A 26,046-nucleotide genomic window follows, 5' to 3' on the forward strand; every position below is an offset into this window, starting at 1 on the left:
CTACTAGATTTCGCCGCCTGCGACTGCAATCGCCTGCCCGGTGATCGCACCGGCGCCTTCGCCGCACAACCAAAGCACTGCGTCAGCCACCTCTTGAGGCGTGATCAGCCGTCCCTGCGGATTGTGCTTCGCGAGCTCGGCGATCGCCTGCTCGCGGCTCCTGCCGGTCTTCCTCATGATGTTTTCAATGCTGCCGGCGACCAGATCGGTGTCGGTGAAGCCCGGACACACCGCATTCACAGTCACATTGCTTCCGGCCGTCTCGAGGGCAAGAGAGCGCACGAGACCGACGACGGCGTGCTTCGCCGCCGTATACGCGCTGACATAGGCGTAGCCCTTGAGCCCCGCCGTCGAGGCAATCGCGACGATGCGGCCATAGGGACGATCCTTCATGCCCGGCAGAACGCCCTGGATGGCATGGACAACGCCCATGAAATTGACGTCCATCATGCGCGCAAACAGGGCAGCGTCCGATTTCGCGAACGGCGCGGATTCTGCACTTCCCGCGTTGGCGATCAGGATGTCGATCGGCTTTCGCGCGCTCGCTTCAGCGATAGCGGCTTTCAGTGATAATTCGTTCGAGACGTCGGCGACCGCAGCAAAATGCGCGGCACCTGCGCTGACCGCCTCTTCTAGAGCAGCCGCGTTCCGGCCGAGCACCGTCACGGTTGCACCTACCCCGACAAGAGAGGCTGCGATGGCGCGGCCAATGCCGCGACCGCCACCGGTCACGAGCGCGTGCGGCGAGTGCGGCAATCCGGACATGCGCTGGCTCCTTGGCTCTGCTGATCGTTCCTCGATATATTTTAACCTTCAAGTTTTTGCAACGAAGCTGCCGCAGCGCCGCGAACGCCTTCGCGCGAGAGACCGGCCCGAAAATTGCTTTAAGTATAAAATTATCGCTTCCCATCCCCCACAGGCCTGTTAGCATCGCCCGGCCGAGCAAAAGGATGTCGCGTGTCGCAGCCTGCGCCAATGATAACAAAAGACGGCCGCTTCGCCTATGAAGCCGCGGGCGATCTGGACGCGACGCCCCTGATCTTCCTGCATGGCATTGGCGGCGCGGCACGGGCCTGGCGGCAGCAGCTTGCCAGATTCAGCAACCAGTTCCGCGCGATTGCGTGGGACATGCCGGGCTACGGCGGATCGGCGCCACTCGCCACCGTCAGCATCACGGCCCTTGCCGATGTGCTCCAGCAATTCATTGAGCAGCTTGGTGCAAGCAAGCCAATTCTGGTCGGCCATTCGATCGGTGGCATGATCGTGCAGAAATGGCTGGCGCAATTTCCGAAGCTGGCCCGCGCGGTCGTCCTCGCGCAGACCAGCCCGGCCTTCGGCAAGGCCGATGGCGATTGGCAAAAATCGTTCATCGCGGCGCGGCTTGGGCCGCTCGATCGCGGTGAGACCATGAAGTCGCTGGCTCCCTCCCTGGTGAAGGAGCTTGTCGGCGACGATCCCGATCCGAAGGGAATGGAGCTTGCGCGCGAGTGCATGGCAAGCGTGCCCGAGGCGAGCTATCGCGCCATGATGCTGGCTTTGATGGGCTTCGATCAGCGCAGCACACTCAAGGACATTTCCGTCCCGACGCTGTTGTTGTCCGGCTCCAAGGACAATAATGCGCCTGCCCCCATGATGGCAAAGACGGCAACATTCATTCCCTCTGCCGAATATGTCGAGCTGGCTGGGGTCGGCCATCTCGCCAATCTTGAACGCCCTGACGCGTTCGACGAAGCCCTCGGCCGGTTCCTGAATTCCGTCGCAACCAAAACGTAAGGTGGCTGCGCAATGACCATGCAAGTCAGCAAGAACATCGGCGTAACCGACAAGGTCGCACTGGATACGCCGATCTTCGATCCCGTCGCATTCCGCCTGAACGACGAGCAGGCCGGCATCATCGCGCGCGCCCGCGAGATCGGCCAAAGCGTGTTCGCTGGTCGCGCGGCGACTTACGATCGCGAGGCGATTTTCCCGACTGAGAACTATCGCGACCTGCATCGCGTCGGCCTGCTCGGCATCGCGGTACCCAAGAAGCATGGCGGGCTCGGCGCGAACTATCAAACCTACGCACTGGCGGCAGCGGAAATCGGCCGCTATTGCGGCGCGACCGCCCTCACCTGGAACATGCACGTCTGCTCGACCCTGTGGTCCGGTCCGCTCGCCGACGATCTCGACATGGACGCGGAGACCCGCGCCGAGCACGAGCGGCGGCGCGCGGTGCATTACAAGCGTATCGTCGAGGATGGCGCGATCTACTCGCAGCCCTTTTCCGAGGGTGGAGCGGCCGCGGCCGGCGGCGTCGCGTTCGGCACGGAAGCAAAGCCCGTGAAGGGCGGTTGGATCGTCAACGGCAGGAAGATCTTTGCATCGCTGTCCGGTCATGCCGACTATTACGGCGTGCTCTGCACCGAGATCGAGGAGGGCGAAAAAGCCTCGCGCCGCAACACCCTTTACCTCGCGATCTCCGCGAAATCGGACGGTGTCTCGGTGGTCGGCGACTGGGATCCACTCGGCATGCGCGGCACAGTCTCTCGCACGCTGCTGTTCAAGGATGTGTTCGTCCCTGAGGATTCCGCGCTGATGCCGCGCGGCGTCTATTTCCAGGCGGCGATGCGCTGGCCTCATATGTTCCTGACGCTGTCGCCGACCTATATGGGCCTGGCGCAAGCCGCCTATGATTTCACCGTGCGCTATCTTCGCGGCGAGGTACCGGGCATGCCGCCGGTCAAGCGCCGGATGTACCCGACCAAACAGATCGCGGTCGCGCAGATGCAGATCAAGCTCGAGCAGATCAAGGCGATCTGGTTCCAGGCCGTCACCGAGGCCCGCGCCAATCCAAGCAAGGAGCAGGTGCTGCGCGCCTATGCCGCGCAATATTCGGTGATGGAGGGCGCCAATGAGCTCGCCGCGCTCGCGATCCGCACCTGCGGCGGTCAGGCCATGCTCCGCTCGCTGCCGCTGGAGCGCATCTATCGCGACAGCCGCTGCGGCTCGCTGATGCTGCCCTGGACCGCCGAGCTCTGCCTCGACCGGATCGGGCGCGAGGCGCTGTACGAGGCCGGTGAAACGGACGACTGACGGTGGACCTCTGTAGTCTGATCGATCGCAACGCGGCGTTCGCGCCAGACAAGACGGCGATCGCCTTCGAAGGTGAGCGGCTGAGCTACGGCGCACTCGCCGCGCGCATCGAACGGACCGCCACGGCGTTGAAGCAGGAGTTCGGCGTCGGCCGAGGCGACCGCGTCGCAATCCTGAGCCTGAACCGACCGGACTATCTGGTTCTGCTCTACGCATGCGCGCGACTTGGTGCGATTCTGGTGCCGCTGAACTGGCGGCTGGCGGTTGCCGAGCAGCGCTTTATTCTCACCGATGCGGGCGCAAAGGTCCTGGTACTCGAGCAGGCATTTGCGGGAGTTCTCCCGGAGCTTGCGCCGGGGACGGCCGTCATCGGACTCGACTTCACGCCACCTCGTGGCGCGATATTCGAGGCGTTGCTGGCTCGCAGCGAAGGCAGCGGCCGCAATCCGCACACTGATCTCTCCTGCCCGCTTCTGATCGTCTACACGTCAGGAACGACGGGACGGCCGAAGGGCGCAGTTCTGCGGCAAGAAGCCTTGTTCTGGAACGGCGTCATGAGCCAGCACATGCACAACATGACGTCGGATGATCACGTGCTGACGGTGCTGCCGTTCTTCCATGTCGGCGGCCTCAACATCCAGACCACGCCGGCGCTGCAGCTTGGTGCGACCGTCACGATCCACGCCCGCTTCACGCCGGATACCGCGCTCGCGGCCATTGAACGGGAAAGACCGACCCTGACGGTGATGGTGCCTGCAATCCTCCAGGCCGTGAGCGAGCATCCCGCCTGGACAACGACCGATCTCTCGTCGCTCAAAGCCGTCTCGACCGGCTCGACCATCGTGCCACCGCACCTGATCGATCGCTTCGTGGCGCGCGATGTTCCGGTGCTTCAGGTTTATGGATCGACGGAAACCTGCCCCATCGCAGTCTACACCCGGCTTGGCGGCGATCTTTCGCGCGCGGGATCGACCGGACTTGCCGGCCTGTGCTGCGAAGCGAAGGTGATCGATCAGGCCGGCAATGAGGTCCCTGCGGGTACGCCGGGCGAAATCGCCGTGCGCGGGCCCAACGTGTTCTTCGAATATTGGGGCAATGCGGATGCCACGCACGATGCGCTGCACGACGGTTGGTATCGCACCGGCGATATCGGCCTGTGCGATGCCGACGGGTATTTCTGGGTCCGCGACCGCAAGAAGAATGTGATCATTTCCGGCGGCGAGAACGTCTATCCGGCCGAGGTCGAGCGCGTCCTGCTCGAACATCCCGATGTCAGCGAATGCGCCGTGATCGGCCGGCCGGACCCGCGCTGGGACGAGGTACCGATCGCCTATGTCATCGGGCGGTCCGGCTCCCGGCTCGAAGTGGACGAGCTGAGAGCGCATCTTCAGACGCAGCTCGCCCGTTACAAGGTTCCGCGCGACATCGTCTTCGTCGACGACCTGCCGCGCACGGCACTGGGCAAGGTCCAGCATTTCCTGCTGAAGCAGCTTGATGCGCAGTCGCGCGCGCAAGGAGAAGCATCTTGAAGATTGCAGTTCTGGGTGGGGGAAACGGCTCTTTCGCGGCCGCGGGCGATTTTGCGCTGTCGGGACATGAGGTCCGGCTCTGGCGCCGCGACACCGATCAGGTGACGGCGCATCGCGCGGCCGGCTCGCGCATCCTGGTGAAGGATCATAATGGCCGGCACGATGTGAAGCTCGCGCTGGTGACGACGGACATCGCCGAAGCAATTGATGGCACCGAGCTGATTCTGTGCCCCGCCCCTGCCTTCGCGCAGCCGGACATTGCTCGTTTGCTCGCTCCGCATTTGCGGGACGGCCAGGTCGTATTCCTGCCGCCCGCCACATTCGGCTCGATGATCTTCGCCCAAGCCGCGCGGGATGCCGGAAACCACGCCAAGGCAAGCTTTGCCGAGACCGGCACGCTGCCTTGGCTGACCCGCAAGCACGGGCCGTTCGAGGTCGCAATCACCATCCGTGCCAAGCGGCTGCCGGTCGGCGTGTTTCCGCTCGATCAGGCCGCGCATGCACTCGAAGTGATCGGACGCGCTTTCCCTGATGCGATCGAACCCTGCGGCGATGCGCTCTCCGGCGCGCTGATGAATGCTGGGCCCATTATTCACCCGCCGCTGATCGTGATGAACGCGGGCGCGATCGAGCATTTCGAACGATGGGACATCCACAAGGAAGGAACGCAGGCCGCGATCCGCCGGGTGACCGACGCGTTCGACGCAGAACGGATCGCGGTGCGCGAAGCGCTTGGCTATGGCGCACCGCATTTTCCGCTGGCCCACCACTACGCCAAAGAAGGCGAGATCTGGATGTATGGCCGTGGCTCGCACGACCGGCTGACCGATTCCGGCGACTGGCGTGAGCGGATCATGCTGACCGAGCACCGCTATATGCGTGAGGATCTGCGGCTTGGGCTGTCGCTGCTGGTCTCAGTCGCTGCCCTGGCGGGCACGCCCACGCCGTTGGCCAAGGCCTTTCTGGCCATCGGCGGCGCGATTTGCGGCGAGGATTTTGCACAGGGCGGCCGAACGCTCGAGACGCTGGGGCTTGGTAATCTTGGCAAGGCCGAGCTCCAGGCGCTTCTTCGCAGGGGATTTTGACCGATGACCAGCCGCGCCAACATTGCCTGCCTCGGGGCCGGCCGCATGGGGCGCGGCATCGCCGTCGCGTTCGCCTACGCAGGGCATACGGTCACGATGATCGATATCAAGGGCCGTTCCGCGGAAGATTTCGCCAGGCTGGAGGCGGACGCGCTCGACGAAGTCAGGAAGACCTTTGCCAGCCTGTCGAAGCTGGGACTGCTGAGCGAGGCAGATGTCGATCCGCTTATCGCACGGGTCTCGGTGGTACCAGCCAGCCGAAGCGGCACAGCGCTGTCCGGCGCCGGAATGGTTTTCGAGGGCGTTCCTGAGGTCGTCGAGCTCAAGCGCGAGGTGCTGGGGGCGGCTTCAAAACAAGTCGGCCCGGATACGATCATCGCTTCGACCACGTCGACCATCCTCGTCGACGATCTCTCCGGTGCGATCGTGAACCCTCGCCGCTTCCTCAATGTGCACTGGCTCAATCCGGCCTATCTGATCCCGCTGGTCGAGGTTTCACCCGGCAAAGCCACCGATCCCGCCATCATCGATGAGGTCAAGGCGCTGCTCGAAGCCATCGGAAAGGTCCCCGTGGTCTGCGCGGCGACGCCCGGCTTCATCGTCCCGCGCATTCAGGCGCTTGCGATGAACGAGGCCGCACGCATGGTCGAGGAAGGCGTCGCCAGCGCCGAGGAGATCGACAAAGCGATCCGTTACGGCTTTGGCTTCCGCTATGCCGTGCTCGGACTGCTCGAGTTCATCGACTGGGGCGGCGGCGATATCTTGTACTACGCGAGCCGGTATCTCGAGGGCGCGCTCGGCAGCGACCGCTATCGCGCGCCGGACGTCATTGCCCGCAATATGCAAGAAGGCCGCATCGGCTTGCGAACGGGTGCCGGCTTCCTCGATTATTCAAGCATGGACGTCGACGCCTATCGCGTGAAGCGGCTTCAGGCCATGGTCGACCTGCTCCGGCATTTCGGCCTCGCGCGCCCGCCGGTCCTCGACCGCAGCTAGCCGAAGACGTCCTGCAGCACGCCTTCGCGAACGACCGCGACGCCGTCGAGTTCGATCGTCGTTCCCATCATCGGCAAATCAAAGTGGCCCGCCGTGTAGCGGCCGGCAAATTCGTTCGCGCCGGTCGAGAACAGGAAATTGCCGGAGACGGCACGAATTTCAGTGCCATTGGTGTCGCGCTGGTCATACATCGAGAGGGCTTCGTAGCGGGCTCCCGGATTCATGCCGAACCCGACATGCGAGACCGCATAGGCCTCGCGATCGCCCCACGCCGCGAGATAGGCGCGCATCATCGCCGCATCCGTGCCCTCGCCCTCCAGCTCGACGACATAATCGTCCTTCAGCGTCATTTTCACCGGGGACGCCAGGTAGCGCTTGAAGGTCAGATTGATGTCACCGGGCGCCATCACCAAGGTCCCGTTGATCGTTCCGCTCTTGGGAAAGCTGACCACAATGCCACCGGGCCAGTGCGCCAACGTGCCGGGCTTGTCGGTCCAGCCCCACACGCCGACCGTGGACGCACCGACCATGTCAACGTCGAGCGCCGTGCCGGCTTTCGATGTCACGCGCATCCGCTTCGTCCCACGCAACAACTTCGCCGCCGCGCGAACGCGCTTCTCGAGTGCGGGATCCGGCACCATCCGCTCCAGCGCTTCCGGGTGTTCGTTGGAGATCACCAGTATCCGCGCACCGGCCTTGAGGATCTCCGGCGTCTCCACCGCATGCATCAGGCCCTCGATGGTGCAATCCACCACAAAGCCGGCCTGCTGGAGTGCGGTGATGACCGGACCAAGCCGCTGGATTGCCTCGCTTGCCCCGGTCGAGCGAACCGGCACGATATTCCGGTTACGTGGCGTCGGCATCACCACATGAAACGGCCGCGCGCCCATCCGCAGCAGGGCGAGCTCCGCCAAATGAACGTTCAGCGCGCGCGATTGGGTTTCCGAGAGGATTGCCGCGGTGTCGCCGGCCTTGACGGCGCAGCGCTCAAAGATCTCGCAAAACGCGTCGATCCATTTTGCCTCGATGCGATCCGCCAGCATGGTTCACTCCCGGTCTTCTGGTTTCTTTGTTCAGTCAGATCACTCTTCGGGGAAGCCCCGCAAGAGATACGATCGCAGGGCACCCAGCAAGCCGTTCAGGATCAACCCCAGCAGCGAAATCGTGATCAGCGGTACGAACATGTCGACGGCCTGAAAAGTTCGGGCCGCCGTCACCAGCACGTGCCCCAACCCGTCCGTCGACGTGATCATCTCGGCCAGAAACACCACGATGCAGGAAATGACAAGGCCGATCCGGCAGCCCGTCAGGATCGACGGCATCGCCGCCGGCAAGACCACCTTGAACAAGATTTCATAGCGCGGCGTTCCCGCTGCCATCGCCGACCAGATCAGCTTCTGCTCGACGGCTGACGCGCCGTAATAGGTGGACAGCAAAATGGGAAAAAGCGCATCCGCAGCCACCAGCGTAATCTTCGATCCGTGACCGAAGCCGAGCAGAAGCAGCAGCGCCGGATAGAGTGCGACTTTAGGCAACGGCGCCAATACGCGCACGATTGGCCGAACCACGGCATTGATCGCTGGATTGGCGGCCGCGGCGATGCCGATACTTACACCGAGCACGACCGCAATCGTAAAGCCGGCAAACAGCCGGATCAGGGTCGCCGCGATCTCCTGCTGAAACGTCCACGTCACGAGTTGCTGGAGCAACCTGCTGAAGACGTATCCCGGCGGCGGCAGCAAGACCGCAGGCGCAAAGCCGAACGATACGAGGCCTTGCCAAACCGCGATCACCAGCACAATTGGCGTGAGCCCGAGAACGACGTTTGCTGAGGGAAGACGCGATGTCATGAGAAGCTCAGCGGCATGTCGAACTGAGGCTCGGACCAGCGCACCAGCCGTGCGCGGACCCGCTCGAAAATCGCATCGAGGCAAATTCCCATCGCCCCCACGATGATGATCATCGCGAAGACGGTGTCGTATTGGCCCATGTCCAGCGCATTGAACAGAATGTTGCCGGCGCCGGACTGGCGGGCGATCATCTCGCTGGTGATCATCGTGATCAGCGCCAGCACGAGACCGGTGCGACATCCGGTCAGGATCTCCGGCAGCGCCGCCGGCAGCACGATCCGCACCAGCCGTTGCAGCGGCGAAAGTCCCATCGCGGCGCCCGACCACAGCATCTTCTCTTCGACGGCTTGGGCTCCCTCAAAGCTGTGATAGATCACGGGGAGGCTGACGCCGAGGAAGATCACCAGCGTCTTCGTGATGTCGCCGACGCCCAGCCAAAGCATGATGATCGGCATCAGCGCCGCTTTCGGCACGGGATAGATCACCATTAGAAGCGGGTTGAAGAAGGCCGCGACGGCACGACTGCGCCCCATCAACAGACCCAGCGGGATCGAAACCAGCACGGCTACGCCGAACCCGATCGCCATGCGGCGAAGCGAGGCCAGGATGTTGATCAGCGACTCCTTGTCGCCAAGGATATCCGGGATTGCGCGGATCGCCTCGATCGCCGTCGGAAAGCTGTCATTCTTCAGTACGAGCGACGCGACCTGCCACACCGCCAGCAGCCCGATGCAAGCGAACACCGGGGCGGCACGTCTGGCGGCGGCAGCCAGCGATGTCATGACGGCGATCCGGTCTCGTCGACCTCGTCGAACATGCGCTCGATGTCGACGACGTATTTCTGGTAGCGCGGATCGAGCAACAGCTCGTTGCGGCGACGCGGCCGAGGCAGATCGATGTCGATCACCTGCCGAATGCGGCCGGGAGATTTCGACATCATCACGACTTTGTCCGACAGGAAGACGGCCTCGTCGACCGAATGGGTCACGAACAGCACCGTCTTGCGGTCACGCTCCCAGATGTTCAGGAGATCATTCTGGAGACGTGTACGGGTGTGCGCGTCGAGCGCGCCGAACGGCTCGTCCATCAGCAGAACTTCAGGGTGGTAAGCCAATGTCCGGGCCAGCGCGACGCGCTGCTTCATGCCACCCGAGAGCTCCTTGGGATAAAAGTTCTCATAGCCTTTGAGGCCGACCATCTCGATCAAGGCCTGGCTCTGTGCTCCGGCCTCGGTGGCAGGCACACCTTGCTGGCGCGGGCCATACATCACATTGCCCAACACGGTCTTCCAGGGAAACAGAGCGAACTCCTGAAACACTGGTCCGCGATCCGGACCCGGGCCCGTGATCGTCTGTCCCTTCATCCGCGCCACGCCGCTGGTCGGGCGGACGAAGCCGCCGACGATATAAAGAAGTGTCGACTTGCCGCAGCCGGACGGACCAAGGATGGAGACGAAGGCTCCTTCCTCGATCGTCAGCGAGATGTCCGATAGCGCCAAATGATCCTTGCGCGCCGAGGTCTGGAAAACCTGGGAGACGCGGTCGATCTCGATGATCGCAGAAGCCGGCCTTTGTGACGTCACCGGATTCACCCATTCGCTCGATCTCGAAGGCACTACCCTCATTCCGTCTCTCGCTTGACTCACGCGCGAACGTCACGCAGCCGATCCGCTGATGTCCTCCATCAGCCGATCGAGCTTAGCAAGAAACTTGCCAGACAGGCGGTCATTCTCGCGCGGGAGCGGCGCATCATTCGAACCAGGGCCATTCTGCAGGGCCCTCGTGTGTCACGGCTCCGCCCGGCGCCTGTCCGACCAGCCGCGCATACTTTGCGAGCGCACCTGCACGGTGACGGGGCGGCCTCGGCTTCCAATCGCGTCGGCGCGCCGTGAGTTCCTGCTCGTCGACCAGCATATCCATCCGCCGGTTTGCGGCATCGATCAGGATCCTGTCGCCGTCGCGAACAAGCGCCAACGGACCGCCGACGAACGCTTCGGGGGACACGTAGCCGATGCACATGCCGCGAGTAGCGCCGGAGAACCGTCCATCGGTGATCAGGGCCACTTTCTCGCCCATACCCTGGCCGTAGATCAGCGCGGTAACGCCGAGCATCTCACGCATGCCCGGGCCGCCGACTGGCCCTTCATTGCGGATCACCAGCACCTCGCCCGCCGTGTAGGCGCGGTCACGGACCGCTTTGACACACGCCTCCTCATCTTCGAAGACGCGCGCAACGCCCTCGAAGTGCTGACTCTTTAAACCTGCGACCTTGATCACCGCACCGTCTGGACAGAGATTGCCCTTCAGAACCGCCACGCCACCATCAGGCATGATCGGCGCACGAGACGCGTAAACGACTTCACCATCGGGAGCGTTGGCCGCGCCATATTCTTCGGCGAGCGTGCGCCCCGTGACGGACAAGCAGCTCCCATCGATGTGCCCGCTCTGGATCAACTCGCGGATCACGACGGCCGCGCCGCCGATGTCGTAGACATCCTTCGCAGTGTACTTGCCGCCCGGCCGCAAGTTTCCAATCAGCGGCGTCCTGGCAAAGACCTTGCCGACGTCATCAATCGTGAATGCGATCCCGGCCTCATTCGCGATCGCCGGCAGATGCAGCGCAGCGTTGGTCGAGCCGCCCGTGGCGGCAACAATCGCCGCACCGTTCTCGAGGGATTTCCGAGTCACGAGGTCGCGCGGCAGCGGGCCGCCACGTTCCAGCATCTCCATCACCAGCCGCCCGGCGCGGCGCGAGATCTGTGCACGTTCCGCATAGACACCGGGCACCATTGAGACGTTGGGAATGGTCAGCCCCATCGCCTCCGACACCATCCCCATCGTGTTCGCGGTAAACTGGCCGGCGCACGCGCCAATGGTCGGCAGGCAGGCGCGCTCGATCCGCTCGAGCGTGGCACCGTCGATCTCTCCGGTCATGAAGCTGCCGACAGCTTCATAGGAGTCGAGCACCGTGAGAGTCCGCCCATCCACCCGGCCAGGCAGCGAGCTGCCGCCGTAGATGAAAATGGACGGTACGTTGCAACGAACCATGCCCATCATCACGCCGGGAAGCGTCTTGTCGCATCCGCCGTACCCGATCAGCGCGTCATAGGCGAGACCATGAACGACGGCCTCGATCGAATCGGCAATCAGCTCGCGCGAAAAGAGAGAAAACTTCATTCCCTCGTGATTCATGCTGATGCCGTCGGAGACCGACACGGTGGAGAATTCGCGCGGCGTGCCACCAGCCTCCTCGATTCCCGTCTTTGCCGCGGCCACTTGGAAGTCGTGGGTCATATTGCAGGGCGTCTGCTCGCCCTTCATGCTGACGACGCCCACCATCGGCTTGGCGATCGCTGCGTCGTCGAGCCCCATTGCGCGCATGAAAGCGCGGTGCGGGGCCCGGTCGAGGCCGTCAGTCGTGACCCGTGATCGCAACTTCTTCATGCGCGCATCTTTTTCATGCAACGTCCGGGATGATCCAGGACGCCGCGCCCCTTGTTGGGACAATTCGCCCGTCGCCTATTCCAGCGGCGCGACGATCGTCGCGTGCTTGAACTGCATGGCATCCAGCTTCGGCAGCATTCCGGTCTCCGCGTAGATGTCCAGCATCTTCTGGATCGCGGGGAAGTTCGGCGCCGCACCCGGATCGCGGCCGAAATCGTTGTCCTTTAGCAGATAGGTCTCGAGCACCGGAATAGGCGCCTTCAGAACCTCATTGACGACCTTTAGCGTCTCTTCGCGGTTGGCCAGCGCTTTCTTCATACCTGAGGTAATGTCACGCACGTAGGCCTTCACCAAGTCGGGGTTCTTGTCGACGAAATCAGCGCGGCAGGCTTCCAGGATGTGCACGATGTTCGGCATCGCCTGCGACAACGAGAACAGCTTTCTTGTGCCCCCCTTCGCCTCCGCACGTGCGGCAAACGGCTGGTTCATGTTGACTGCGTCGACGCGGCCCTGACGCAGAGCATCTTCGGAGACGGCAAATCCGACCTCGACCAGCTTGATGTCCTTGGCCGGATCGACGCCATTCTGCTTGAGCAACAGGTTGAAGGGGCCTTGCGTGCCGCCGCCGATCACGGAAATGCCGACCGTCTTGCCTTTGAGATCGGCGATCGTCTTGATCGGCGAGTCATCCATCACCGCCCAATAGACCGAGAAACCGCCGGGCTTCTCGAAGACGTGCTGCGCCACGATGTAGGCCTTGAGATTGCCGCCAACCACACCGTTGGCGAGCGACAGCGGCGCTTGCGTCGCGCAGTCCAGCGCGCCGGCCGCCAATGCCTGCGTCATCGGCGCGGTGCCCTGAAATTGGGTCCATTCGATGTTGTAGGCCTTGCCGATATTGGGAAACTCAGCCGGCCTGCGCATCATCCAGTACTTGGATTCCTCGGCCGGAATGGTCCAGCCGACGCGAATGGTCTGCTGTGCCCATGACGGGCCTGCCCCCGCGCTCGCAGCCGCGGCCGCTCCCAAAGCCAGGATCCACTTCGAAACGGTTCGCATCGTGCCCACTCCGCTGCTCCGGCGCCGACCGGCGCCGCCCAACCCGACCACTCAAATGTTTCATGGTTCAAACAATCAGGCAAGCCATGCGAGCCGGACGGTTTCGCTGTCCGACCCGCAATGTATGGTAAGGCGGCGTTTGCGCTGCGACAGAAGGAGGCAACCTATGGCTGATGCGAGCAAGACAAACCCGCAGGGCGTCGAGAGGCTCGGCTATCTCGGCCTTGGACTGATGGGAACGCCGATGACCCGGCGCTTGCTCAAAGCCGGCCATCAGGTCGCTGTCTGGAATCGTTCGGAGGGCAAGGTCGCTCCGCTCGTCGCGGCCGGCGCCAGGCGCGCAGCCACGCCCCGCGACATGTTGGCGAACGCGGATATCGTCTTTATGTGCGTAACCGATGCCGCCGCCGTCGAAGACGTGATTTTCGGCCCCGACGGTCTTGCAGCGGCTTCCGGCGCAGGCAAGCTCGTCGTTGACTTCTCGTCAATCCATCCCGACGCCGCGCGCGATCTTGCAGCGCGGCTGAAAGACGCGAATGGCGCAGGCTGGATAGATGCGCCGGTGTCCGGCGGCACCAAGGGCGCAGAGGAAGGCACGCTCGCCATCATGGCCGGCGGAGAAGCTGCTGACATCGAGCGGGCACGGCCCTACGTGCTGCACATGGCACGCAGGTTCACCCACATGGGCCCGATCGGGGCTGGCCAAACCACAAAACTCTGCAACCAGGTGATCGTCGGATGCGCGATGGCCGTTCTGGCGGAAGCAACGCGTCTTGCCTCGAACGCAGGAATTGACGCAAGCCGGCTGCCCGAGGCGCTCGCCGGCGGCTTTGCGGATTCCATCCCGCTTCAGCTCTTCGTGCCGCGCATGGTCCAGGGCATCCACTCGCCGCCGCTTGGCCATATCGCGACAATGCTCAAGGATCTCGACACGGTCGCCGATGTCGCCCAGGCGACGTCAACGCCGGTGCCGATGGCGACCCTCGCGGGACAGATATTCAGGCTGGCCAAGGCTGCACGCGGCGCCGACGCGGACGCTTTGGAAATCTACAAGCTCTCGGCCACAGACCGCTGAGCCGACGCGCGTCCTTGAATCGCCTTATGGCAACTTCTTGCGTTCATCATCAGCTAGGAACCGGCCATACCCCCCGCGCGCAAACAGCAGGGGCTCCTTGGCACTGTAGGCATAGGCCTCGACCGCGCCGAGAAAGATCACGTGGTCACCGCCATAATAGCGATTGACCGATCGGCATTGAAAGTTGGCGACACTCTCGGCAAGGACCGGCGCGTTCCCGAGGCCCGGGGTCCAGTCGACCCCGGCGAACTTGTCCTCGGACGATTTTGCAAATTTGTTTGCAAGCGCCTGCTGCGACGTGCCGAGTATGTGAACGGCGAAATGGCTGGCGTTCTGAAACACGGGGAGGCTTGAGGAATAGAATCCGAGGCTCCAGAGGACCAGAGGGGGATTCAGCGAGACTGACGCGAACGAATTGCAGGTGATGCCATAGGGCTTTCCATCAGCGGCCATGGCCGTGATGATCGTTACGCCCGTTCCGTATGTTCCAAGCGCGTTGCGAAAATCACGAGGATCGATCGGCGAGCTGTCGCTGGCGAGTTCGTTGGCTGGATCGGAAATGGCCGGCTGCTTCGGCAGATCATTCATCGGCCGGCCTCACAGCGTGAGATTCTCGGACGGCAGGCCCAGAGCCACCCGTCCGTAATTGGTTCCGGCCGCATCGAAGTTGAACGCAAGATGCGAGTTTATCGCGTGCGCATCGCGGAACTGCCGCTGCAACACGCCCGTCGTGAACAGACCGCGCGCTCCGCTCGCCGCAAACAGCATCGAGACCGCGTCGGTGCACAGATTCACGGAAAATGCGCCATCGCGACGATATCTGGTCTTGGTCGCCATATCGGGAGTACGGCCGCGCCTTGCATCTTCCATTGCATTGACGCAGGCCGAACGCATGATCAGGCGCGCAGCGTCGATCTTGGCCGAGGCTTCCGCGATCTTGATCTGCGTGCTTTGAAAGTCGCTGAGCTTGGCACGGTTGTAGGTCGAGATGCGATGACGCGCGACCTCCGCATAATCGTCGAGACATACTTGAGCGTTCCCCAGCGCGACGCCAGAGAGGACGTAAGGAAAAAGCGAGAACACAGGTAGCGAATACAGCGGATTGGGATTGACCTTGCTTCCCGGCGTCGGGCCGCCGGCAAGATCACCAACCGCGACCGTCATATAGTCGGCCACGAAAGCGTCCCTGACTTCGACATCGCAGGAGCCGGTACCGCGCAGTCCCGTGACATTCCAGGTGTCCAACACCTTGTAATCGTCCTTCGGCAGCAGAAAGATTCGATACTCGATGCCATCCGCCTCGTCGTCGGAGTAAACGACGCTTGCAAGCATGTTCCATTCGCAGGAGGCAACGCCCGAGGAGAACGGCCAGCTCCCGTGCAACCTGTAACCGCCCTCGACCCTCGTGGCACGACCAGCTGGAAAAATGAACGAGGACGCAATCAGCGCGTCGGGATCACGGCGCCAGACCAGATCCTGCGCCTTCTGCTCGAACATGCCGAGCATCCAATGGTGGCTCGCCAGGTTAGCGAGATTCCACGCCACTGACGCATCCGCCATTCCCAGCAGTTCGGCGCAGTCGACAAGAGCGACATAGTCAAGCTCGGCACCGCCGATGCGCTTCGGCTGCAGCATGCGGAACAGGCCGGCGTCGTGGAGATCCTTCTCGGTTTCCGTCGGAAGATGCCGCAGTTCCTCCGTGCGGGCAGCCCGCTCTCGCAGCCGCGGCACGAGCGCCCGGGTCCTCGCGATCATTGCCGCATAGGCGCGTTCGCCGGCTTCCTGCCCCGTCGGCTGGCCCATGCTCGGCTCTTGACCAGGCGCCATTCGTGTCCCTCGCTTTCACATAGTTATGCGGCGGGAACTTCGTCAAATCAAGCTGGGCAGAGTTAACGTTGCGCGGTCGCCCTGCACCCCGGCTGTTCGCAGGAATGCGATGTCGCGTACACCGTCTTCTCAAAGCAGCTTTCCGCAAGCTTTGCGATGCCTGGCTCCACGGAGCTGACCGCTCGAGCTTAGCCTGAGGTCGATGGCTTGCCTGATCCAAAGACGCCCTTCTGAGTGAACTCCGAAATCCGGCGCTCGTCGTAACCGAGCGTATCACGCAGGACGTCTTCGGTATGCTCGCCTAACAGGGGCGCAGCGACGGGATCAATCGCTCCCGTCAGGCTCATATTGATCGGAGGTTCGATATTGGGGACCCACTCTGCCGTACTGTGCGGTATCCTGTTCAGGCGATGGCGCTCGCGGGCCTCGGGCGCATTGAACCCCTCCTCGACCGTTCGAAGATAGCCGACCGGGATATTGGCAAGCTTCATCTTTGCCATCCAGTTCTCGAGGGTATCGCTCGCGAAGACCGCTGCAATGGCTGCCCGCAGGAGCTCCTTGTTCTCAGAGCGCGCCTTGCGCGACGCGAACTGCGGATCAGTGATCAAATCGGGCCGGTTCAGCACCTCGACCACCAGCCGACGATAGAGCCGATCGTTGGCGCAGGCCATGTAAAGCGGCCCATCGGAAGCTTCATAGACACCGACAGTGGGGGACCCGTTCGGCGAATTGCCGAACCGGCCAGGGTTCTCGCCGTTGATCAGATAGGCCATACCGTAGAAGCCGGTCATGCCCATGGCGACGTCGAACAGGGCGACCTCGACATGCTGCCCACGGCCGAGCCGATCGCGCGCCAACAGCGCCAGCAGGATGGCGTTGCAGGCGGACATCCCCGTCGCCATGTCCACGATCGGCGGGCCGGTACGAACCGCAGGTCCATCGGCAAACCCATTGAGGGACATGAAGCCGCTTTCCGCCTGCGTGATGGGATCGAAGCCGGGCCGCGCGGCAAATGGTCCTGAGCGTCCGTAAGCCGAGATCGAGCAATAGACCAGCCGCGGGTTGAGCGGCGCGACCGCCTCGTAGTCGAGGCCGAATTTCTTCATGACTCCGCTTGAAAAGTTCTCCACGACCACATCCGCCTTCCGGATCAGGTCCAGTGCGATCTCGCGAGCCTGCGGCACGGTTAGGTCGAGCGCGATACCGCGCTTGTTGCGGTTCAGGCTCAGATAAGCGGCGCTTTCGCCGCCGATTTCGGCGTGCTCATAGGCGCGCGTATCGTCGCCGCCATCCGGATTCTCGATCTTGATGACGCGTGCACCGAAATCGGCAAGCGTCTGCGTGCAGGCCGGCCCCGCCACGACGCGCGTAAAATCGACGACCAACAGACCGTCGAGCGCGGTAGGCGCGCCCGTCGCCCGCGACGAACGTTCGGGCAATTGAGGCTTGGTGGGCATCGACGGCGCTCCCTTACATCGGCTTATGGTTGCCGAATTTCTTGCAAGAGCAAACTTAAAGCCCGGCGCCGCCAACTTCGCAAGTGCTTCACCCGCATCGCTTCAATACGCAAAAAGAGCCCGGCAGCCATCAAGCCGTCGGGCCCGAACATTTTGGGAGTGCGAGCTACGCTGTGTCTCGCATTGGCCATCCTGCACCGAGAAAAACTCGTTCCGCATTACGGGAAACCCCGCTCAGCGAAGCCACTTCCGCCAATAGAGCGTGTGCGCCGAGGCCTCGGGTACCTCTGGCTCGAAGAGCCGATAGCCCGCCTGGATGAAGTTGTCCGTCGTATTCAAGAGAATGGCATCCCTTTCGATACGCAGCCCCCTGAAGTCCCCGCTCCGAATGCCGTCGCAGCACGCCGACCCTCGAGAAGTAGCGCCGTTTCGAATGTGCGTCGACGGTATGACGCCGGCAAATGCGACCGCCTCATCGCCATGTTAGGCAAGCCACCACGCTCCCAACTCGAATTGCGGCATGGCCGCCGCGTCGAAGAGCGTCGACCGATGCAGATCAGCCAACGTATCGACGACGTCGTCATCGGATGCATCAACGATACGAATTTTGTACGGCCCGTTTGCGGGAAATAGCGTGCGTGCAAGTGCAGAGATGTCGGCACCGTGGGAGCTCACTTGCCCAGCACGACCCTAACGCCTAGCAAAACGGCCCCCATCAGTCCGGTCGCGATCACCGTGATAACGGCCTTGAAGGTGTAGCTCTGCGCCTGCTCCACGCTCTTTCGCCACCTCCGCACGTGTTGGAGATCAGCCCTTAGCTCCTTCCGGTCGTCGTGTTCGATTCCGAAGGAAGTTAGCACCGATGCGACGGCCTTCAGTACGAAGGCATCGATGCTCTCCTGTTGCAGCCTGTGTTGCTCGGCAAGTGTCTCAGCCACGATCGCCCTGATTTCATCATCTGGTTGATGATCCTTGCAACGTTCTCGAAACCACACTTGGCGAAGTAGAAGGATACAATCAGTCTCGGTCAGCATCCGCGCCTTAGACGTCTTCCGTCGCGCGGGCGGGCGGGCCGGCTCGCTCGCGAGCTCGCCTTCGATCTCATCTTTCAAGAAAATGTCTCCCACAACACGATTGCAACCAAGCCCGCGAGTGCGAGCGATATCAGTTAGGCGGTCATCGTCTCTCCACTAAAAAGGAAAAAAGCGGCAGATCGCGTGACCAAGCGCGATCGTTTCGGGCGCGAACCCTATGTCCGTGAGCCCCGAGACCGCAGCGGCGCGAGCAACGGACCCGGCGCCGCGCCGGTCGGCGTTCCTTGAACGTGGTCTAGCGAGTGCGTGGCCGGATGCGCGGCCACCGTCCGATCTCAAAATCGAGACGAAAAACCCGCGGCGGGTGCTTCCAGCGCGGGTGACCAAACTCGTCTCGATGATGTCATTTGCCAGTGTTTCGACATGTCAAACATCCCTCGTTCGACCACACCGTGCCGGAACTTAGCCGAAGAGCGGCGCGTTTATTCCTTCGGTCAAAGGACCGTGCGCGCGATGAGCCATACTGTACTGGTTGTTGACGACGATCCCGGCGTCCTCGACGTCATCGTGGGCATGCTGGAAGATCTCGGCTGCGAGGTGACAAGCGCCCAAAGCGGCCCGGATGCGCTTGATCGGCTCAGGCAGAACGAGAACATCTCCATCCTCATCACGGACATCAGTATGCCGGGCATGGACGGTCACGAACTGGCCGAACTGGCGAAGCAGCTACGCCCGGAATTGAAGATCCTGCAATTATCGGGGCGCGAACCGCGGCGCGGGGGCCTGCCAATGATCAGGAAGCCGTTTTCGTTCGAGGAGCTCCCCGACACCATGCGGCGAACCACCGGCGTTCGCTGAACGCCAGAGCCCAAAAGAAAACCCGCGGCGGGAGCTCCCGCGCGGGTCGAACCAAACTCAGGTCGATGATGCCATTCTGCCGGTGTTTTGCCCGACGTGTCAACACGGCGAACGCGGAAGAAGGAGCCCTTCCTCCCAGTTTGATATGTGGTGCGCAAGGGGCTTGCTTCAAGTCCCCCGCCCTGCCGTAGAACCCCCGCCCCAATGAGCATCCAAAGCAGCAACGCGAGGGGGTCCACATGCCTGTATTGCTTCCGTCGTCCCGGCCGCGCGGCCGTACCAAGCGGGCCGGCGCCAGCCGCGCGAGTCACCATGCCGTGCTGATCGCCGGCGGCGGCCCGACCGGTTTGATGCTGGCCGCCGAGCTCGCGCTCGCGGATGTCGACGTCGCCGTGGTCGAGCGGCGCCCGGATCAGGAGCTCGTCGGTACGCGGGCCGGCGGATTGCACGCGCGGACCATCGAGATCCTCGATCAGCGCGGCGTCGCGGAGCGCTTCCTGCGCGAGGGGCAAGTCACCCAGCTCGCGGGCTTCGCCTGGACCAGGCTCGACATCGGCGATCTCCCCAGCCGGCACGCTTATGGCCTCGCGCTGCGGCAGAGCCACATCGAGCGCATCCTGGCCGACTGGGTCGAGGAGCTCGCGGTGCCGATCTATCGAAACTCCGAAGTGATCGGCTTCGTTCAGGATGCGACCAGCATCGACGTTGCGTTCGCCGGCGGCAAGACATTGCGCGCAAGCTACCTCGTCGGCTGCGACGGCGGTCGCAGCCGGGTACGCAAGAAGGCCGGCATCGATTTCGTCGGCTCCGATCCGACGCTCAGCAATCTCATGGCCGAAGTCGAGATGCGCGACGAGCCGGTATGGGGTCTCCGCCACGACGCCATCGGCTTTCACGGCCTCAGCAAGGCGGAGAGCGGTCGCGTGCTGGTCGTCGTGACGGAAGCGACGCTCGACCGCACCGGCGAACCCGGCCTGCGCGATCTCAGCGATGCGCTCGTCGCCGTGTACGGCACCGACTTCGGGCTCCAAAATCCCGCCTGGATCTCCCGCTTCACCGATGCGGCGCGGCAGGCCGTGTCCTATCGCCGGGAGCGCGTGCTGCTCGCCGGCGATGCCGCGCATATCCATCACTCCGTCGGCGGGCAAGGCCTCAACACCGGCGTGCAGGACGCGGTCAATCTCGGCTGGAAGCTGGCGCAGGTGGTCAGGGGAATTTCGCCCGACGGCCTGCTCGATACCTACCACGCCGAGCGTCATCCCGTTGCTGCGCGCGTCTTGCGCAACACCCTGGCGCAAATCGCCATGCTCCGCCGCGGCGAGGCTGGCCTCAAGGCCGCGCGCGACGTGGTGTCCGACCTGCTCGCCATGGACGAGCCCCGCCAACGTTTTGGCGCGATGATGAGCGGACTCGACATCCGCTATGATCTCGGCGAAGGACACGAACTGCTCGGGCGCCGGATGCCCGATCTCGACCTGATCGTCGAGGGCCATCCGCAGAGATTGTTCACGCTGCTGCACGGAGCGCAGGCCCTGCTGATCAATTTCGGCAAGTCCGGCGGGTTCGACATCGCACCCTGGGCAGACCGCATCAGGGTCGTCAACGCCAGCCACGACGGCGCGTGGGAGCTCCCCGCCATCGGGCAGGTCGCCGCGCCCGAAGCCGTGCTGGTTCGGCCAGACGGGCACGTGGCGTGGGTCGGCGATGAAAGCCAACGAGGACTCGAGGACGCGCTGACCACCTGGTTTGGACCGGCTGCTGCGGTGTAGCGCGCGAACGTCAGAGGCGCCATACAAACAAAGCCCGCGGGATTCCGCGGGCTTGATTGGCATCAGGTTTTCGAAACACGGCTCAATATCCGAACATTACGCCGCTCGCTGCTCTCCGAAGGCAAAGGTCACACGTTCGAATCGTGTCGGGTGCGCCAGTGTTTCTCTCGATCTACCAACCTCTTAGAGCGTTGGTGGTAGCTCCTCAAAAGCTCCTCAGACCGGCCGGTCACAAGCTGGTCACGCGTGAGGAGCTTTTTGAATGGCAAGCCTACGGTTCAGGAACGGGAAGTGGCAGGTCCAAGTCAGACGCCACGGACACACACAACAAGCCAAGTCGTTTCAATCAAAATCTGATGCACAACGTTGGGCACGGCAGATCGAAGCCGAGTTAGATCGGACTTTGATCCCCAATGACGTACGATCTCTCAATACAATCACTGTTGCGCAGCTTCTCACGCGCTATCGCGACAACGTCACCAATGAGAAGGCACGCCAGTGAGAGGCGCTGAGAGGCTTCAGAGATCCGTCGTTCAGGATGTACCGCAATACGCTGAGACGGACTGGCATGGCTCTGAGGGGCCGCGTCAGCCCCGCTTATGCGGTCGGCTGCGACCATACCGAATTACGCGATCATATCGCTGGTCAGTTTCGTACGGGAATGCGTTGGGAGAGGTATCGGCAAGCCGCCGCACCGGCTCCGCGATAGCACTATGCACTGTGTCCATTCTAAGCCTAACGGTCCGAACAAACCGCAGACTCGCAGATCACCCCGTCATCCGGTAGGTGGCCGCTGAACAGCGCTTACGCTTCTGTCGGTCAGTGCTCATGTATTCTCCTGCGAACGCAGCCAAAGCTCTTCGTCGAAATCGCCCGTCGCGCCGAAGCTTCCAAGAACGCTCAGCCACAGCCGCCGGCAACGTAGCCGAGGCCGAAAGCACCCCCGACCTTCATTACCGGCCGAAACGACAAAGCCCGCCGCGGAGGTCCGGGCGAGCGTAATTCGGCATTCAATGTGATCGTGCAGGTCATTTTGCATATTCCAGCGCTAGGCGTTTGCCTGGATCCCATCGCACTTCGTGTTGCACGAGCGTTCAGGACAAACGAAAAAGCCCCGGCGATGCCGGGGCTTTGACGTCTGAAGTTGAGTTCAGATCAGTACTTCGCGACGACCGGACCGGTCCAATTGAAGCGGTAGACCAGCGAGGTCGAGATCGTCTGATTCCAGCTGTTGGCACGGATGCTGTTGGCCAGCGGAACGTTGCCAACGTCGAGCAGTTCGGTCTGGGTCTTTTGGTCGTAGAAGGCCGAACGATACTCGGTCTTCATGAACCAGCCCGGCGAGCTGATGCCGAAGAAGTTCAGGCTGTTCTCGACGCCACCACCGATGAACCAACCGTTACGATTGTAGCTGTTGAGGTGGGCACCGACGGGAACGCCGGCGAGGTCCGTGAAGTTGGTCTGGCCGAAGTGGGCGCCCGAGTAACCGCCGTTGACGTAGGTGAGAACGTTCGGAGCGGCCAGCCAGCCGAGGCGCACACCAGCGGCCCAGGAGGTTTCCAGCTTCTGGTTGCCCGTGATACCGTTGAGCGGATCCTGGATGGTGGCGCGGATGCTGCCGAACTGACCGTCAGCGAACACGCCAGCGACCCAGGTGCCGCTGAACTGCCAGTCGTAACCGGCGCCCACGGTGCCGAACCAGCCCGAGCCGCCCTGGCGCTGGGTGATCGTCAGCGGCGTACCGGAAACCGTATCCACAACGCTCTGGTCAGCATTCGAGAGGCCGCCACCGCCACCGCCGAAAATGTAGAAGCCGGTCCAGTTGGCGACCGGCGCCGGCATCGGAGCCTTCACGTAAGGACGGGCAGCCAGGTCAGCGGCCGAGGCCGAACCGGTCATCGCCACAACCGCGGCGAGAGCGAGCAAAGTCTTTTTCATTGTCAAAATTACCCCAAGTGGAAGCGTCGTCGATGTCTGTGAGGTAATCTAGACGGATTGGCCGATAATGCTGTAGCTGGAAGGCCACAGTGACGGACAAACGCTCTGGAAATGCTGGCTGGCAACGAAGAAGACATAGCCAATTTAGTCCGCGACAATCCAGCGGCTATCGCCATCTATCTATCTGATAACTTTGAAGAAAACGAGATACTAAAGGCTAAGACGGCGCTCAGCCTCGTCACGCGAGCTCATAACGTACAGATCCTGGCACGGGACGCGGGCCTTCGACGCGACACCCTCTATAGGACGTTTGGCGGTCGAATCGACCCGCAGCTCAGCCGGGTTCTTAGGCTGCTCGAAGCGCTGAACGTAAAGGCCCGGGTTACGCCTGCGTCCAGGATCGCCAGCCCGAGCGCGATCGCTACACGGCTCAGTCAAGCCTTCGCTTTCGACGATCCGACTGACACCATCCGGGAGCTGAGCACCGTCGTCAAATCGCAGAACGTCACCTCGCTCGCGCGCGAACTCGGCATTATGCGGACGACGGTCTACAAGACGTTCGGAGGAACCGTGGATCCGCAACTAAGCCGGGTCCTAAGTCTCTTTGAGACTTTCCGGGTCAGGCTGGAGGTCGCGCCGTCGACTGAGCCCAAGGTCAGACCACCCCGTCCGAAGCTTGGTCGACCGCGAAAGACCCTGGTCGAGCGGCCTTAGCATTTCTCAAGTTGAGCCCCGTTCCGGCACCTATATGCGGCCTCGTACGGGAAACTCTTTCAAGCCAGAAAACGGCAAAGAAAACCCGCTGGCCTTGCATGATGTGCAGGACCGCGTCCTGCGACCAGTGCGGCGGCGGGCGAGTACCTCAGCCCAGCGGCCGCGATATCCTGATGGAATGCGTTCCACGACTCGGTGAACCAAATCTCGATCGGGAATTGAGCCCGCCAGACCGGCCAAACCAAAAAATAACACGCAAGCATACACAGTATGCTCGCGCACAATATATGCGTGCGAGAATTCATTCCTACAGCCCCGCGTGGTCAATACTCAACCGTCGCGAGAACCGCAAGTCATTGCGCGCAGCAAAATCGCCGCAAACCGGCCGGTTCTATCCGCACTGACCAGACAAGCTTTCATGAAGGCCCACACCCGACGACCTCTCCATGCGCCGAACCGTGATCGGCGGCGAAACTGCGCCCGACGACTATGACGACTATATTGTGACCTGGGATCGCCTCTCGATCGGCCGGATCTTTAAGACGACCACCGTCGGGGGCAAGGAAGCATGGTCATGGTCGTGCCTGCCAAATGTGCCCCAGCCGAGCACGCACCGCGGGCGTGCCGGCAGCCTCGAGGCGGCCAAGGCGGCTTTCCCGGCTGCCTGGACGGACCTGGAATCGCCGCTCAGCTACGACCAGATCAAGGAGGCGCGTGCGATCGGTGGCGACCGCAGCCGGCCGTGGCACAAGCGCGGATGAGGCCGACAGGATGGAGCCGAAGTTTCAATGAACTGATCGCGCTGCCGGACGGCCGCAGGCTGGTGACGCTGCTCGACGCCGGCAACTACATCGCAGCGTTACCGAGGCCGTGGCCTTACCTCTGCTCGTTCCTCGCGAGCGACGCCAGTCTATCGAGTTGGCCGGCCAAACCCACGAAACTACGGGCGATGTTTTTCAGGACGGCGGCGCGATCCTTGGAAATGCCGCTCGCGCGAGAAAGTCTCTTATAGTGGTCAGCATGTTCTCGGCACTCAGCAAAGTTGATCCGTTGCTGAGCCTTCCTGTTGCCCGCGCGGGACGTGGGAGCGCCTTTCCCCGCTAGCTTGCCTTCTACCATGTTAGGCCCCGTTGAATCAGCTTCGGACACTGGGTCAAATACGGACAGCGCCGGCTTGAGTTTTAAAAGGAACCACAACCGCGCGCGAATATTTGAGTCGTCGCTGGCTCGCTGCCAGAGCCGGCGGAGCGACTCCTGCCTTTGCCCCCGGAGCCGGGGCCGTCTCTCCGCCCTTATCGTATCGGAGTAACGTATGCGTTCCTCGCCCTCGATCGTGCCGGCCTGAGCCGAATCCGGAAACAAAGAAGAAAGACGTCGTGTGGTTTGCGATAGACGAGACGCGGCCACTGTTCGCGTTCGCCGGTATCTGGACGACTTTCAAGGGCGATCGCGGTACGAAGTCAAAGCCCGTGCCTGGACCTCATCAGGTCTATGGCTTTCTCACGACGGCGCCAAATGCCGTTGTCGAGCCCATTCATCCAAAGGCAATGCCGGTGATCCTGACGACGGCCGAAGAACGAGATGTTTGGCTGCGGGCGCCATGGGACGAGGCCAAGGCGCTGCAACGGCCTTTGTCAGATCAAGCGCTTAAAATCGTGGCGCGGGGCGCAGACAAGGAGGATAGCCCTTCAATCGCCGACGCCACTTCCGTTCAATAGTGAACTTTGGAACTACCTGCACGCGACAGGAATAAACTGCTCAAACCGAGCTGCGATGACGCCCGAGAGATTCTTCGAACCACTTAACAAATGATACTGACTCTCCTCGGCCCGAAGCGTAGAGTTGAAATGTCACCGCAGCGGCACTTGGCATCGGTCGGTGATGAGAACGCCAGTTGCGCTCCCGCCCCACTCGAACGAGGGAGCAATGCCATGCTGAAGCGACGTCGTTACAAACAGTCCAAAACTCTCAAGGAGCGGCTCGCTGACGAGGCCGTTCGCCTTCGCGAGGAGGCCCAGGCGCTTGCGCCGGGACGCCGCCGCGAGATCCTGCTGCGCCGGGCGCGACAGGACGAGACGGCCATGCAGATCGAGTCCTGGCTGCATTCGCCGGGCCTGAGGGCGCCGACATGAGCCGGCAATACCGCGCCTATCTGGTCGGCGAGAACGGCGTGTTTCGCTCCGCCGAAGCGTTCGAGGCCGATTCCGATGCATCCGCGCTTCGCGTTGCACAACAGTTCACGCGCCGGGGCAACGTCGAGGTCTGGCAGCTCGACCGGAAGATCGGGCTGTTGCTGGCGCAAGCCACGCCGCCCATCGCAGCCTGACTGGCAGCCAC

24 protein-coding genes and 1 pseudogene are annotated in these 26,046 nt (G+C 62.5%); 13 read left to right on the forward strand and 12 right to left on the reverse strand.

The genetic code is table 11. The features are described 5' to 3' along the window. Positions 1–3 precede the first annotated feature (3 nt). Complete coding sequence (locus AB7535_RS23555; protein ID WP_439036981.1) at positions 4–765, reverse strand: SDR family NAD(P)-dependent oxidoreductase; 762 nt, start codon at positions 763–765, stop codon at positions 4–6. A 210-nt stretch (positions 766–975) separates the two neighbouring features. On the opposite strand from AB7535_RS23555, the gene AB7535_RS23560 reads away from it, so the two are divergent. From AB7535_RS23560 to AB7535_RS23580, 5 genes are read left to right on the forward strand one after another with little or no spacing between them, the layout of a single operon-like run. Next, a complete protein-coding gene (locus tag AB7535_RS23560) occupies positions 976–1,773 on the forward strand; it encodes an alpha/beta fold hydrolase (protein WP_439035329.1) in 798 nt (265 codons plus the stop codon). Between the two features lie 12 nt (positions 1,774–1,785). Next, on the forward strand, positions 1,786–3,075 hold the full coding sequence (locus AB7535_RS23565; RefSeq protein ID WP_085405771.1) for an acyl-CoA dehydrogenase family protein: 1,290 nt from the start codon (positions 1,786–1,788) through the stop codon (positions 3,073–3,075). Positions 3,076–3,077: 2 nt separating this feature from the next. Further along, positions 3,078–4,604 (forward strand): class I adenylate-forming enzyme family protein, encoded by a 1,527-nt coding sequence (locus tag AB7535_RS23570; RefSeq protein ID WP_439036982.1) that lies wholly within the window; start codon positions 3,078–3,080, stop codon positions 4,602–4,604. Then, the gene (locus tag AB7535_RS23575; RefSeq protein WP_439036983.1) at positions 4,601–5,689 is read left to right on the forward strand and encodes an NAD/NADP octopine/nopaline dehydrogenase family protein; all 1,089 of its coding nucleotides are present in this window, start codon (positions 4,601–4,603) and stop codon (positions 5,687–5,689) included. The genes AB7535_RS23570 and AB7535_RS23575 overlap by 4 nt, the downstream gene beginning before the upstream one ends. 3 nt (positions 5,690–5,692) lie before the next feature. Continuing rightward, positions 5,693–6,685, forward strand: a complete 993-nt coding sequence (locus AB7535_RS23580; protein ID WP_439036984.1) for a 3-hydroxybutyryl-CoA dehydrogenase — start codon at positions 5,693–5,695, stop codon at positions 6,683–6,685. Here AB7535_RS23580 and AB7535_RS23585 read toward each other — a convergent pair. The 6 genes from AB7535_RS23585 to AB7535_RS23610 form a co-directional block, all read right to left on the reverse strand. Then, on the reverse strand, positions 6,682–7,728 hold the full coding sequence (locus AB7535_RS23585; protein WP_028156630.1) for a peptidase M29: 1,047 nt from the start codon (positions 7,726–7,728) through the stop codon (positions 6,682–6,684). The two genes, AB7535_RS23580 and AB7535_RS23585, sit on opposite strands and share 4 nt — an antisense overlap. A gap of 39 nt (positions 7,729–7,767) precedes the next feature. Continuing rightward, positions 7,768–8,535, reverse strand: coding sequence for an ABC transporter permease (locus AB7535_RS23590; protein ID WP_439036985.1), 768 nt, complete (start codon positions 8,533–8,535; stop codon positions 7,768–7,770). Beyond that, a complete protein-coding gene (locus AB7535_RS23595) occupies positions 8,532–9,317 on the reverse strand; it encodes an ABC transporter permease (protein ID WP_439035334.1) in 786 nt (261 codons plus the stop codon). The genes AB7535_RS23590 and AB7535_RS23595 overlap by 4 nt, the downstream gene beginning before the upstream one ends. After that, the gene (locus AB7535_RS23600; RefSeq protein WP_439036986.1) at positions 9,314–10,159 is read right to left on the reverse strand and encodes an ABC transporter ATP-binding protein; all 846 of its coding nucleotides are present in this window, start codon (positions 10,157–10,159) and stop codon (positions 9,314–9,316) included. The genes AB7535_RS23595 and AB7535_RS23600 overlap by 4 nt, the downstream gene beginning before the upstream one ends. A gap of 124 nt (positions 10,160–10,283) precedes the next feature. After that, complete coding sequence (ilvD, locus tag AB7535_RS23605; RefSeq protein ID WP_439036987.1) at positions 10,284–11,978, reverse strand: dihydroxy-acid dehydratase; 1,695 nt, start codon at positions 11,976–11,978, stop codon at positions 10,284–10,286. A 75-nt stretch (positions 11,979–12,053) separates the two neighbouring features. Then, positions 12,054–13,037 carry an ABC transporter substrate-binding protein gene (locus AB7535_RS23610; RefSeq protein ID WP_038958560.1) on the reverse strand — a complete coding sequence of 328 codons (984 nt, stop codon included), beginning with the start codon at positions 13,035–13,037 and terminating at the stop codon, positions 12,054–12,056. A gap of 166 nt (positions 13,038–13,203) precedes the next feature. On the opposite strand from AB7535_RS23610, the gene AB7535_RS23615 reads away from it, so the two are divergent. Beyond that, on the forward strand, positions 13,204–14,112 hold the full coding sequence (locus tag AB7535_RS23615) for an NAD(P)-dependent oxidoreductase (RefSeq protein ID WP_439035337.1): 909 nt from the start codon (positions 13,204–13,206) through the stop codon (positions 14,110–14,112). A gap of 24 nt (positions 14,113–14,136) precedes the next feature. On the opposite strand, the gene AB7535_RS23620 is transcribed toward AB7535_RS23615, so the two are convergent. The 4 genes from AB7535_RS23620 to AB7535_RS23635 form a co-directional block, all read right to left on the reverse strand. Further along, positions 14,137–14,700 (reverse strand): flavin reductase family protein, encoded by a 564-nt coding sequence (locus AB7535_RS23620; RefSeq protein WP_354123894.1) that lies wholly within the window; start codon positions 14,698–14,700, stop codon positions 14,137–14,139. A 9-nt stretch (positions 14,701–14,709) separates the two neighbouring features. After that, entirely contained in the window at positions 14,710–15,939 is a 1,230-nt protein-coding gene (locus tag AB7535_RS23625; RefSeq protein ID WP_439036988.1) for an acyl-CoA dehydrogenase family protein, read from the reverse strand. Between the two features lie 188 nt (positions 15,940–16,127). Continuing rightward, the gene (locus tag AB7535_RS23630) at positions 16,128–17,396 is read right to left on the reverse strand and encodes a CaiB/BaiF CoA transferase family protein (protein ID WP_439036989.1); all 1,269 of its coding nucleotides are present in this window, start codon (positions 17,394–17,396) and stop codon (positions 16,128–16,130) included. 671 nt (positions 17,397–18,067) lie between these two features. Further along, positions 18,068–18,391 carry a hypothetical protein gene (locus AB7535_RS23635; protein WP_049813059.1) on the reverse strand — a complete coding sequence of 108 codons (324 nt, stop codon included), beginning with the start codon at positions 18,389–18,391 and terminating at the stop codon, positions 18,068–18,070. 462 nt (positions 18,392–18,853) lie between these two features. On the opposite strand from AB7535_RS23635, the gene AB7535_RS23640 reads away from it, so the two are divergent. Both AB7535_RS23640 and AB7535_RS23645 read left to right on the forward strand, forming a co-directional pair. Beyond that, the gene (locus AB7535_RS23640; RefSeq protein ID WP_439035339.1) at positions 18,854–19,288 is read left to right on the forward strand and encodes a response regulator; all 435 of its coding nucleotides are present in this window, start codon (positions 18,854–18,856) and stop codon (positions 19,286–19,288) included. 239 nt (positions 19,289–19,527) lie between these two features. After that, on the forward strand, positions 19,528–21,057 hold the full coding sequence (locus AB7535_RS23645) for an FAD-dependent monooxygenase (RefSeq protein ID WP_439035340.1): 1,530 nt from the start codon (positions 19,528–19,530) through the stop codon (positions 21,055–21,057). A gap of 1,155 nt (positions 21,058–22,212) precedes the next feature. On the opposite strand, the gene AB7535_RS23650 is transcribed toward AB7535_RS23645, so the two are convergent. Then, positions 22,213–22,995, reverse strand: a complete 783-nt coding sequence (locus AB7535_RS23650; protein WP_354078568.1) for an outer membrane protein — start codon at positions 22,993–22,995, stop codon at positions 22,213–22,215. Between the two features lie 111 nt (positions 22,996–23,106). Between AB7535_RS23650 and AB7535_RS23655 the strand changes: the two genes are divergently transcribed. From AB7535_RS23655 to AB7535_RS23675, 5 genes and pseudogenes are all read left to right on the forward strand, one after another. Further along, positions 23,107–23,709 carry a helix-turn-helix domain-containing transcriptional regulator gene (locus tag AB7535_RS23655; protein WP_439036990.1) on the forward strand — a complete coding sequence of 201 codons (603 nt, stop codon included), beginning with the start codon at positions 23,107–23,109 and terminating at the stop codon, positions 23,707–23,709. Between the two features lie 446 nt (positions 23,710–24,155). Then, on the forward strand, positions 24,156–24,470 hold the full coding sequence (locus tag AB7535_RS23660; RefSeq protein ID WP_439035342.1) for a hypothetical protein: 315 nt from the start codon (positions 24,156–24,158) through the stop codon (positions 24,468–24,470). 579 nt (positions 24,471–25,049) lie between these two features. Next, positions 25,050–25,427 (forward strand): annotated as a pseudogene (locus AB7535_RS23665) (SOS response-associated peptidase family protein); the annotation flags it as partial. A gap of 213 nt (positions 25,428–25,640) precedes the next feature. Beyond that, on the forward strand, positions 25,641–25,841 hold the full coding sequence (locus AB7535_RS23670; protein ID WP_439035343.1) for a hypothetical protein: 201 nt from the start codon (positions 25,641–25,643) through the stop codon (positions 25,839–25,841). Then, a complete protein-coding gene (locus tag AB7535_RS23675) occupies positions 25,838–26,035 on the forward strand; it encodes a hypothetical protein (RefSeq protein ID WP_028153017.1) in 198 nt (65 codons plus the stop codon). The genes AB7535_RS23670 and AB7535_RS23675 overlap by 4 nt, the downstream gene beginning before the upstream one ends. Positions 26,036–26,046: the final 11 nt, after the last annotated feature.

Origin of the sequence: Bradyrhizobium sp. 956_D2_N1_4 (assembly GCF_052076025.1) — a bacterium.
GTDB lineage: Bacteria > Pseudomonadota > Alphaproteobacteria > Rhizobiales > Xanthobacteraceae > Bradyrhizobium > Bradyrhizobium barranii.

Coding starts and splice junctions, on each gene's coding strand:
- AB7535_RS23555 (WP_439036981.1), bottom strand. CDS start 765: ATGTCCGGATTGCCGCACTCGCCGCACGCGCTCGTGACCGGTGGCGGT.
- AB7535_RS23560 (WP_439035329.1), top strand. CDS start 976: ATGATAACAAAAGACGGCCGCTTCGCCTATGAAGCCGCGGGCGATCTG.
- AB7535_RS23565 (WP_085405771.1), top strand. CDS start 1,786: ATGACCATGCAAGTCAGCAAGAACATCGGCGTAACCGACAAGGTCGCA.
- AB7535_RS23580 (WP_439036984.1), top strand. CDS start 5,693: ATGACCAGCCGCGCCAACATTGCCTGCCTCGGGGCCGGCCGCATGGGG.
- AB7535_RS23585 (WP_028156630.1), bottom strand. CDS start 7,728: ATGCTGGCGGATCGCATCGAGGCAAAATGGATCGACGCGTTTTGCGAG.
- AB7535_RS23590 (WP_439036985.1), bottom strand. CDS start 8,535: ATGACATCGCGTCTTCCCTCAGCAAACGTCGTTCTCGGGCTCACGCCA.
- AB7535_RS23595 (WP_439035334.1), bottom strand. CDS start 9,317: ATGACATCGCTGGCTGCCGCCGCCAGACGTGCCGCCCCGGTGTTCGCT.
- AB7535_RS23600 (WP_439036986.1), bottom strand. CDS start 10,159: ATGAGGGTAGTGCCTTCGAGATCGAGCGAATGGGTGAATCCGGTGACG.
- ilvD (WP_439036987.1), bottom strand. CDS start 11,978: ATGAAGAAGTTGCGATCACGGGTCACGACTGACGGCCTCGACCGGGCC.
- AB7535_RS23610 (WP_038958560.1), bottom strand. CDS start 13,037: ATGCGAACCGTTTCGAAGTGGATCCTGGCTTTGGGAGCGGCCGCGGCT.
- AB7535_RS23615 (WP_439035337.1), top strand. CDS start 13,204: ATGGCTGATGCGAGCAAGACAAACCCGCAGGGCGTCGAGAGGCTCGGC.
- AB7535_RS23620 (WP_354123894.1), bottom strand. CDS start 14,700: ATGAATGATCTGCCGAAGCAGCCGGCCATTTCCGATCCAGCCAACGAA.
- AB7535_RS23625 (WP_439036988.1), bottom strand. CDS start 15,939: ATGGCGCCTGGTCAAGAGCCGAGCATGGGCCAGCCGACGGGGCAGGAA.
- AB7535_RS23630 (WP_439036989.1), bottom strand. CDS start 17,396: ATGCCCACCAAGCCTCAATTGCCCGAACGTTCGTCGCGGGCGACGGGC.
- AB7535_RS23640 (WP_439035339.1), top strand. CDS start 18,854: ATGTCAAACATCCCTCGTTCGACCACACCGTGCCGGAACTTAGCCGAA.
- AB7535_RS23645 (WP_439035340.1), top strand. CDS start 19,528: ATGCCTGTATTGCTTCCGTCGTCCCGGCCGCGCGGCCGTACCAAGCGG.
- AB7535_RS23650 (WP_354078568.1), bottom strand. CDS start 22,995: ATGAAAAAGACTTTGCTCGCTCTCGCCGCGGTTGTGGCGATGACCGGT.
- AB7535_RS23655 (WP_439036990.1), top strand. CDS start 23,107: ATGCTGGCTGGCAACGAAGAAGACATAGCCAATTTAGTCCGCGACAAT.
- AB7535_RS23660 (WP_439035342.1), top strand. CDS start 24,156: ATGCGCCGAACCGTGATCGGCGGCGAAACTGCGCCCGACGACTATGAC.
- AB7535_RS23670 (WP_439035343.1), top strand. CDS start 25,641: ATGCTGAAGCGACGTCGTTACAAACAGTCCAAAACTCTCAAGGAGCGG.
- AB7535_RS23675 (WP_028153017.1), top strand. CDS start 25,838: ATGAGCCGGCAATACCGCGCCTATCTGGTCGGCGAGAACGGCGTGTTT.